Raw genomic sequence first — 8,802 nt, 5'->3', positions numbered from 1 at the left:
GCCCGGTCCTGTGCGACCGGGCGGGCCGACTGCTGTGCGGGAGCCGGGTTCAGGACGGCAGGCGCAGCACCGTGCCCGGCTGGATGAGGTCCGGGTCGTCGCCGATGGCGGCGCGGTTGAGCGCGTAGAGGGCGGGCCAGCCGCCGGGCACGCGCAGGGTTTCGGCGAGGTCGCCCAGGGTGTCGCCCTCGCGGACCGTCCACCCGCCGTCGCCGGCCTCGGCGCCGGCACTGTCGCTGTCCGCCGGGGGCGCGGGCGCGGGTGCGGGTGCGGGCGGAGGGGGCAGGGCGGCGTCGCGCTCGCGGTCGTGGCCGCGGGTGGCGCGGGCGCCGCAGGCGGGCCAGGGGGCGAGGCCGCGCCGCCCGGCGAGGTGCTGGGCCACCGCGATCTGTTCCTCGCGGCTGGCGAGGTCGGGGCGTGGGGCGTAGGCGAGGCCGCCGTTCTCGCGCCAGGTGGGGGTGTCGAACTGGAGGCCGCCGAAGTAGCCGTTGCCGGTGTTGACGTGCCAGTCGCCGCTGCTCTCGCAGGCCGCCACGCTCTCCCAGTCGTACCTCCCTCCGTCGTACCCCCGGCCGGGGTCGGTGCCCGGGCCGCGGCCCGGGGGAGCGGCCTGGGCCGCGGGAGCGGTGAGGGCCACGGCGAGCGCGCACAGGGCGGCGGGGACGAGGCGGCGAAGACGAACGGTGGGAGGCATCGGCGGCTCTCAACTTCGGGAACAGGGCGCGCACCGCCCGGAGGCGGCGCACACCCACCGACGCACGCCGGGTGGGGCGCGCCACCGCCGACACGTCCGGCAGGTCACCCGCTCGGCCGCCCCGGACCACCCCGACGGCCCGCGGCCATCCGGCCCCGCCCGCCGTCCCGGAACCGTAAGGACCGGCGGCGCCGCGCGGACCCTAGAGTGGCCGGGACGCCTCCCCGAGGAAGGGTACGAACGATGACGATCGATCAGGGAACCGGTGCTCCGCGCGCCGAACTGGGCGTGATCGGCGGCTCAGGGCTCTACGCGCTGCTCGACGACGTGACCGAACTGCGCGTCGACACGCCGTACGGGCCGCCCAGCGACGCGCTGTTCCTGGGCGAGGTGGCCGGCCGCCGGGTCGCCTTCCTCCCCCGGCACGGGCGCGGCCACGGCCTGCCGCCACACCGGATCAACTACCGGGCCAACCTGTGGGCGCTGCACTCCCTGGGCGTGCGCCAGGTGCTCGGACCGTGCGCCGTCGGCGGGCTGCGCCCGGAGTACGGGCCCGGCACGCTGCTGGTGCCCGACCAGTTCGTCGACCGCACCTCCGGCCGGGTGCAGACCTACTACGACGGTCTGCCGCTGCCCGGCGGGGCGGTGCCCGAGGTGGTGCACGTCTCGATGGCCGACCCGTACTGCCCGGACGGGCGGCGCGCCGCCCTGGACGCCGCCCGGGGCGCGGCCTGGGAGCCGGTGGACGGCGGCACCCTGGTGGTGATCGAGGGCCCGCGCTTCTCCACCCGCGCCGAGTCCCGCTGGTTCACCGCGAACGGCTGGTCCGTGGTGGGCATGACCGGCCACCCGGAGGCCGTCCTCGCCCGCGAACTCGGCCTCTGCTACACCTCGTTGGCGCTGGTCACCGACCTCGACGCGGGCGTGGAGAGCGGCGAGGGCGTCACCCACGCCGAGGTGCTGGAGGTCTTCGCCGGAAACGTCGACCGGCTGCGCACGGTGCTGTTCAAGGCGCTGGAGAGCCTGCCCGCCGCCCGGGACTGCGTCTGCTCGCACGCCCTGGACGGGCTCACGACGGGTCTGCCGGGCGTCTGACCCGCGGGCGCCGCCGCCACCACCGGACGAGTGCGAACAGCAGCACCGGCCCGGCGGTGGCGGCCAGCACCAGCAGCCAGTTGCGCAGGTACGGCAGCGGCAGCAGGGAGGAGTTGCCGTGGTTCTCGCCGTCCCGCAGCACCGCCGGCAGCCCGATCGCGCTCACCGCCGCCGCGACGACCAGCCAGCCGCGCAACGCCCAGTCGCGCGCCAGTCGCGCGCCGACCAGGCAGAGCAGCGGCACCCACAGCCCGTCGTGCAGCAGCACCCCGCCCACCGCCCAGACCGCTACGTCGAGCGGGTCGGTGATGTAGGAGTCGGTGAGCAGGCCCGACAGGCCGAAGCCGATCAGGGCGAGCCCGCCGAGCAGCAGCACCGCGCGCAGCCACCGGGGCATCAGATCACCTCCAGGCGCGCGACCCACTTGGTCTGCAGCACCCCCGGCCGGTTGGGCGCGATGATCCGCGCCGGGAAGCCGTGGTCCGCCGTCAGCACCTCGCCGTTGATCCGCAGGGCGAGCAGGGTGAGCGGGTCGACGGCGTACTCGGCGGGCATCCGCATCTCGCGGTACGGGCCGTCCGCCTCCAGCGAGGTGATCAGCAGACCCGAGCCGGCCGGGGCGCCCGCCCGGACCAGCAGATCGGCCACCCGCACCCCGGTCCAGCGCGCCGAGAAGCTCCACCCCTCCACACAGGAGATCGGCAAGTGCACCTCGTACTGCGGAAGTTGGTTCAGCTCGGCGAGGGAGAGCCGGTACGGCTGCGGGCCGTCCACCCGGAGCCGCCAGTCGGCCGGCACGGTGACCGTCCCGGCCTGCGCGGCGGTCCGGTTGACCGGCAGCCCCTGCGGGCCCAGGTCGGGGCGGCGCGGGGCCAGCAGGACCAGCCGGCGCAGGAAGGGGACGGTCTGCCCGGCCGTGGTGAGCGTGACCACACCCACCGCGGCCGTCACGGCGGCGAGGAACGCCCGCCGCTGCGGCAGCCCGGCCGCCGGGCGTCGCCAGTGCCGCGCGATCAGCGGGCCCTTGGCCGCGAGGTGGACGAACAGGCCGCCGGCGGCCAGCCAGGCCAGCCAGAAGTGCGTCTGGCGGAACGGGAACGGCCACGGATACCATTGCAGGGTGTCGAACAGCCCGGTGAACAGCTCCAGCAGCATCGCCGCGACCAGCACGAAGATCCCCAGCCGCTCCAGCGCGTGCGCCACGCCGCGCACCGGCGGCCACGCGAACAGCTGCGGGTAGACCGTCCACAGCTTCGCCCCCAGCAACGGAACGGCCGCCAGGCCGCTGATCACGTGCAGCCCCTGGGTCACCCGGTAGCCGTTCACCGGGCGGCTCAACAGATACGGCGTCAGCCAGCCGGGCGGGTCCTGGAGGGCGTGGCTGACCAGCCCGGTCAGAAAGCACACCAGCAGCGCGGCGCCCAGCCAGCGGCCGAGCACCACGGCGGTGCGCGGCTCGTGCAGCGCCGAGCGGAATCGCGGAAGGAGGTTCGGAGTCACCCGTCCATGGAACCGCCGGGCCCCGGTTTCGCGGCGGCACGACGTGCTTACGGAATCCGAACGGCGCCACGCCGCTGCGGTCGCGCGCCGCCGCCCGGTGGCAGGGTGGGCGCGTGCCCACCCGCCCCCTGCGCATCCGCCTCCGGCCCGCCCGCGTGCTGCCCTGTCTGCTCGCGCTGGCCGCCCTGACCGCCGCGCTCGCCCTCACCGTCACCGGCGGCGGCACGCTCGGCCACCGCGCGCCGCTGTACGCCTGGTACGCCGTCGACGCCGCCCTGTACGCGCTCGCCCTGCTGGCGCTGCGCCGGGTGGGCGGCCGTCAGGTCGTGCCGCTGGTCCTGGCCGGGAGCGTCGCCGTCGCCGCCGTCGGCCTGCTCGCCCCGCCGCGCACCAGCGACGACGCCTACCGCTACGTCTGGGACGGCCGGGTCCAGGCCGCCGGCACCTCCCCGTACGTGTACACCCCGGACGACCCGGCGCTCGCCCGGCTGCGCACCCCCGACCTGTGGCCGACCGGCGGCGCCTGCGACGGCTGGGACGAGCGGCGCACCGCCGCCGGCGACTGCACCCGCATCAACCGGCCCGCCGTGCACACCATCTACCCGCCGGTCGCGGAGGCCTGGTTCCTCGCCCTGCACCCCTTCGGGGGAGGGGTGCGCGGGATGCAGGCCGCCGGCGCCCTGCTCGCGGTGGCGACCACGGGGGCGCTGCTCGTGATCGGGCGGGGCAGCCGGCGGGCCGCGCTGTGGGGGTGGTGCCCCGGCGTGACGGTGTGGTCGGTCAACGACGCGCACGTGGACACCCTCGGGGCGCTGCTGCTGGTCGTGGGCCTCGGGTACGCGGCCCGGCGGAAGGCGACGCGGGCCGGCGCGCTGCTCGGCGCGGCGGTGGCGGTCAAGCTGATCCCCGCACTGGCCCTGCCGGGCGCGCTGGCCCGCCGGCGCCCGCGCGAGAACGCCCTGCTGCTGGGCGCCTCGCTCGGCGCGTTCGCCCTGGCCTACCTGCCCTACCTCGCCGCCTCCGGCACCGGTGTGCTCGGCTACCTGCCCGGCTACCTGAAGGAGGAGGGGTACGAGCAGGGGCACCTCGACCGCTTCGGCCTGCTCGCCCTCCTCCTGCCGGACGCCCTGCTGCCGTGGGCCGCCGGGGCGGTCCTAGCCGCCGTCGCCCTGTGGGTGCTCCGGCGCGGCGACCCCGCCCGCCCCTGGGACGGCGCCCTGTTCGTCACCGGTACGGCCCTGCTCCTCGCCGCGCCCGCCTACCCCTGGTACGGCCTGCTGGTGGTGGCCCTGGTGGGCCTCACCGGCCGCGGGGAGTGGCTCGCCGTCCCCGCCGCCGGGCAGTACCTCTATCTGACGGGCGGGGTCGAGGCCCAACGGGCCGCCTACGGTGCCGCGTTGGCGTGCGTCGCGGTCGGCGTCCTGGTGCGCGGGAGAGCGACCGCCGTCCTCAGCGGGGCTCCAGCCCCTGCAGCATCTCCGGCAGGTCCCGGCTGTGCAGCACCCCGAGGGACTTCGTCGCACGGGTGAGGGCGACGTAGAGGTCGTTCACGCCGTGGGCGTGCGCCGCGAGGATCTCGGTGGGCTCCACGACCAGGACGGCGTCGAACTCAAGCCCCTTGGACTGGGCGGCCGTCAGCAGGACGGCCGGCGAATCCAGCGACGCCGGAACGTCGTTGACGCAGACACCTGCCAACTCGGCGATCCCGTCGAGCAGTTCGGCCGGGGCATCAGGCGCGTGGATGACCGCCAGCCGGCCGCCGTCCAGCGCCGCGAGCTCCCGTTCGACGGCGCCGCGCAGCGCCGCCGCCCGGCCGTCCGCGGGGATCCGCAGGCTCCACGGGCGGGTTCCGCCGCTGCGTACCGCGGTGGGGGCGGCGAGCGACGGGTCGAGCGCCCGCAGGACGCCCTCGGTGACCTGCATGATCTCGGCCGGGGTGCGGTAGTTGATGGTGAGTTCCACCGTGCGCCAGCGCCCCGCCGTGTACGTGTCGAGGGCCTGGCCCCAGGAGCTCAGCCCGGCCGGCGCGCCGGTCTGCGCCAGGTCGCCGACGATCGTCATGGAACGGCCGGGGCAGCGGCGGGCCAGCATCCGCCAGGCCATCGGGGACAGCTCCTGGGCCTCGTCCACGATCACGTGCCCGTAGCCCCAGGTCCGGTCCTCGGCCGCGCGCTCGGCCAGCGGCCGGAGCGACTCCTCGCCGCGGTACTGGCGGGCCAGCATCTTCGCGTCCATCTCGACCAGGCCCACGCCGAAGTCGTCGAGGACGATCTTGGCGAACTCCAGCTCCGCCGCCTCGGCGGCGGCCTCGGCCCGGCGGGCGACGGCGGCGCCCGGAAGCGGGCCGAGCAGTTCGGCGGCCTCGTCGAGCAGCGGCACGTCGTCGGTGGTCCAGGTGGTCCGGGTGGTCGCGGCGGTCACGGGCTCCTCGGCGGCCTCCTCGGCCTCCTCGGCCTCCTCGGCGCCGGACTCCCGCTCCGGGACCGGCAGTTCGCGCAGCAGTGCGGCGCGTTCGGCCTCGGTGAAGTCCGGCATCGCGCTCGCCAGCAGCTCCGGGGAGCCGAACAGGCTCGTGAGCACCTGCTCCGGGTTCAGCAGCGGCCACAGCTTCTGGGCCACGGCCTGGAACTCGGGCTCGTCGACGAGCGCGTCGGCGAGGTCCGCCACGGCGTCCAGGTCCATCTTCCCGCCCTGGTCCCGGGCGATCCGCAGGGCCAGCTCCGAGGAGAGCCGCTCCACCAGGTCGGCCCGGGCCGCGTTGTGCGGCCTGCCGCTCCGGTGCGCGGCGGCATGGGCCCGCTCGCAGAGCGCCCGGCCGATCCGGAGCTCCTGGTGGTAGGGCGAGGTCTTGCCCACGGTGATGGTCCACGACTCCTCCGGCAGCTGCCGCAGGCCCTCCAGTGCGGCGGCGAGGACCTGGGCCATCCGGGCGTCGCCCTTGACGGCGGCCGCCTCGGGCGTCTCGGCGCCGGTCCCCGTCACCCCCGGGTAGAGCGTGCCGATGCTGCTCAGCACGACCTCGCTCTCGCCGAGCGCGGGAAGCACCTGGTCGATGTAGCGCAGGAACGTCGTGTTCGGCCCGATGACCAGCACACCGTGCTTGGCCAGCCGGTCGCGGTGGGTGTAGAGCAGGTACGCGGCGCGGTGCAGGGCGACGACGGTCTTGCCGGTGCCCGGGCCGCCCTGCACGACCAGGACGCCGCCGAGCGCGTCGCGGATGACGCGGTCCTGCTCGGCCTGGATGGTGGAGACGATGTCGCCCATCCGCCCCGTCCGGGCCGCCGTCAGCGAGGCGAGCAGGGCGCCCTCCCCGCTGAGCTCGGCGTCGCTGCGGCCCGCGGGGGCGCCCACCCCGAAGGCGTCGTCGTCGAAGTCGACGCCGGTCCGGCCCTTGGTCCGCAGGTGCCGTCGCGCCACCACGCCGCCCGGTGCGGCGGGCGTCGCCCGGTAGAACGGCTCCGCGGCCGCCGCCCGCCAGTCGGTGAGCAGCGGCTCGTGGTCGCCGTCCGACAGGGCGATCCGGCCGATGTACTGCCGCTCGCCGTCGGCGTCGTCGATCCGGCCGAAGCACAGCCCGTACTCGGCGGCGTGCAGCGCCGCCAGCCGGCGGGTGTGGTGGATCTCCATGGTGTCGCGCTCCAGGAGGGCCTGGATCGTCCCGCCCTTCTCCTGGAGGTGGACCTGGCGCAGCCGGGCGGCCGCGAGTGCGCGCTGCGCTTCGAGGCGCTCGTACAGCCTGCCGACGTACGCGTTCTCCGCCCGCAGTTCGCCGGACCGCCAGTCGTCGGCGGGCGAATTCGGTTCGGACGAGGAGGACGAGGAGGACGAGATGGGGGACAAACCTGGCTCCAGGTGCTTCGAGCTTTTCGATTCCTCGGGCGGTCGGCCGGGAAATCGGGGGTGGCGGCGGGTGGAATTATCCGGCACGCCTCAGCGGCCGGCCGCGTCGAGCAGCAGTTGTGCGGCCAGCGCCGCGCCGTCGGTGCGGATCATGGTGGCCACGGCGGTCGCCCACACCCGGGTCTCGGGGGCGAGGGCCGTCCTGAGCGCGGCGGACAGGGACTCGGTGGTCGGGGTCGGCCCGTCGAGTGCCACGCCGATGCCCAGCTCGGCCACCCGGCTGGCCCAGTACGGCTGGTCCGCGGTCTGCGGGACGACGACCTGGGGCGCGCCGGCCCGGGTGGCCGTCGTCGTGGTGCCCGCCCCGCCGTGGTGCACGACGGCGGCCACCCGGCCGAACAGCGCCTGCTGGTTGACCTCGCCGACGACGAAGCAGTCGCCCCGGTCGTCGATCGGGGCCCGGACACGCCCCGGGCCGGCCCAGCCGTGGGCCACGACCACGCGACGGCCCTGCGCGCGGACCGCCTCGACGGCCACCTGGGCGGCGTCCTGGGAGGCGAGCATCGGCATGCTGCCGAAGCCCACGTACACCGGCGGTGCGCCGGCGGCCAGGAAGGCCTCCAACCCGGCCGGCAGCGGGCGTCGGTCCGGCAGGATCCACGCGCCGGTCTGCACGACGTCCAGGTCCGCCGGTTCCTGCCACGGGTCCAGGACCGGGTCGGTCGCCAGCCACGGCCGGTCGCCGATGACGTAGTCGCGGACGTCGTCCACCGGCGGCAGGCCGATCGACGCCCGGTTGGTGTTGAGCGCCGCGCCGAACAGCGCGTTGATGCTCTCGGCGTCCAGGCCCCACAGCACCCGGTTGTCGGTCACCTCCGGCGGGAACGGCCGGCCCGGGTACGCCAGCGGCGGGCGGCCCGGCGAGGGCAGGGTCAGCTGCTGGAAGGTCACCGACACGGAGCGGATGCCCAGCTTCTCGGCCACCGACAGCGCGCCCGCCGCAGCCGGCAGCATGCCGGTGGCCACCAGCACGTCGCAGCCCTCGGCCGCCGCCGTGACCGCCTCCAACTGCCCGGCGATCACCGCGGCCGCACGCTCCGGCAGGGACGACGGCGACGCCGGCGCCGCCGTCAGCGCCCGCGCCGACGGGCCGACCGGCACCAGCGGCACGTCGATGTGGGCCAACCGCTGCGCGAAGTCCTCGTCCGGCGGCGCACACACCCGCACCTGCGAGCCGGACTCCCGCAGCCGCGCCGCGAGCCCCACCAGCGGTTCGACATCCCCGCGGGACCCGTACGTCGACAACAGCACACGCATTTTCGCGACCCCAAATTTCCGCGGATTCCGGTTCAGGTCGACGATTGTGCGGCACGACCGGGGCCTTGCCGCAAGGCCCCCCGTACGCTATAAGTTAGAAGTGGCCGGGAGTGGTTTTTCCTCCTGTGCCTTTTTTCTCGTCCGCTGCGGGCGGACTTCTTTTCTGCTGGTGAAACGGTGTGTGCGGCGCGTGTTGCCTGTGCTGCGTGTGCGGAGTGTTCGGCCCGGAATGACGACGTGACAACGTGACGACGCGGACGGGGGGCCCCCCGGGGGGGGGGGGGGGCCCCCCCCGGGGGGGGGGGGGGCTGGTGGTGTTGAAAGAGCCGCCCCGCCGGGGAGAGCCCGCGCGGGCG

7 protein-coding genes are annotated in these 8,802 nt (G+C 75.6%); 2 read left to right on the top strand and 5 right to left on the bottom strand.

Going from position 1 to position 8,802, the window contains the following annotated elements:
* Positions 1–49: 49 nt before the first annotated feature.
* Complete coding sequence (locus ACFV6I_RS27825; RefSeq protein WP_380428272.1) at positions 50–694, bottom strand: transglycosylase family protein; 645 nt, start codon at positions 692–694, stop codon at positions 50–52.
* A 243-nt stretch (positions 695–937) separates the two neighbouring features.
* On the opposite strand from ACFV6I_RS27825, the gene ACFV6I_RS27820 reads away from it, so the two are divergent.
* Positions 938–1,789: an S-methyl-5'-thioadenosine phosphorylase gene (locus ACFV6I_RS27820; protein WP_380377990.1), complete on the top strand. Its 852-nt coding sequence runs from the start codon at positions 938–940 to the stop codon at positions 1,787–1,789.
* Here the strand turns inward: ACFV6I_RS27820 and ACFV6I_RS27815 are convergent.
* Positions 1,764–2,186: a hypothetical protein gene (locus tag ACFV6I_RS27815; RefSeq protein WP_380428271.1), complete on the bottom strand. Its 423-nt coding sequence runs from the start codon at positions 2,184–2,186 to the stop codon at positions 1,764–1,766. The two genes, ACFV6I_RS27820 and ACFV6I_RS27815, sit on opposite strands and share 26 nt — an antisense overlap.
* Positions 2,186–3,289 (bottom strand): molybdopterin-dependent oxidoreductase, encoded by a 1,104-nt coding sequence (locus tag ACFV6I_RS27810; protein WP_380428270.1) that lies wholly within the window; start codon positions 3,287–3,289, stop codon positions 2,186–2,188. The genes ACFV6I_RS27815 and ACFV6I_RS27810 overlap by 1 nt, the downstream gene beginning before the upstream one ends.
* A 113-nt stretch (positions 3,290–3,402) precedes the next feature.
* On the opposite strand from ACFV6I_RS27810, the gene ACFV6I_RS27805 reads away from it, so the two are divergent.
* Entirely contained in the window at positions 3,403–4,818 is a 1,416-nt protein-coding gene (locus ACFV6I_RS27805; protein WP_380428269.1) for a glycosyltransferase 87 family protein, read from the top strand.
* Here the strand turns inward: ACFV6I_RS27805 and ACFV6I_RS27800 are convergent.
* Positions 4,739–7,129 carry a HelD family protein gene (locus ACFV6I_RS27800; RefSeq protein WP_380428268.1) on the bottom strand — a complete coding sequence of 797 codons (2,391 nt, stop codon included), beginning with the start codon at positions 7,127–7,129 and terminating at the stop codon, positions 4,739–4,741. The genes ACFV6I_RS27805 and ACFV6I_RS27800 overlap by 80 nt on opposite strands.
* A 90-nt stretch (positions 7,130–7,219) precedes the next feature.
* Positions 7,220–8,446: a glycosyltransferase gene (locus ACFV6I_RS27795; RefSeq protein WP_380428267.1), complete on the bottom strand. Its 1,227-nt coding sequence runs from the start codon at positions 8,444–8,446 to the stop codon at positions 7,220–7,222.
* Positions 8,447–8,802 lie beyond the last annotated feature (356 nt).

Origin of the sequence: Kitasatospora sp. NPDC059803, from assembly GCF_042732255.1 — a bacterium.
In the GTDB taxonomy this organism is placed as follows: Bacteria; Actinomycetota; Actinomycetes; order Streptomycetales; family Streptomycetaceae; genus Kitasatospora.
Note: the sequence above shows the minus strand (reverse complement) of the source record. Positions and strands in the feature narration are given on the sequence as shown.

Bases quoted from the DNA above. Each gene is read 5' to 3' on its own strand.
- ACFV6I_RS27825 (WP_380428272.1), bottom strand. From the start codon at position 694: ATGCCTCCCACCGTTCGTCTTCGCCGCCTCGTCCCCGCCGCCCTGTGC.
- ACFV6I_RS27820 (WP_380377990.1), top strand. From the start codon at position 938: ATGACGATCGATCAGGGAACCGGTGCTCCGCGCGCCGAACTGGGCGTG.
- ACFV6I_RS27815 (WP_380428271.1), bottom strand. From the start codon at position 2,186: ATGCCCCGGTGGCTGCGCGCGGTGCTGCTGCTCGGCGGGCTCGCCCTG.
- ACFV6I_RS27795 (WP_380428267.1), bottom strand. From the start codon at position 8,446: ATGCGTGTGCTGTTGTCGACGTACGGGTCCCGCGGGGATGTCGAACCG.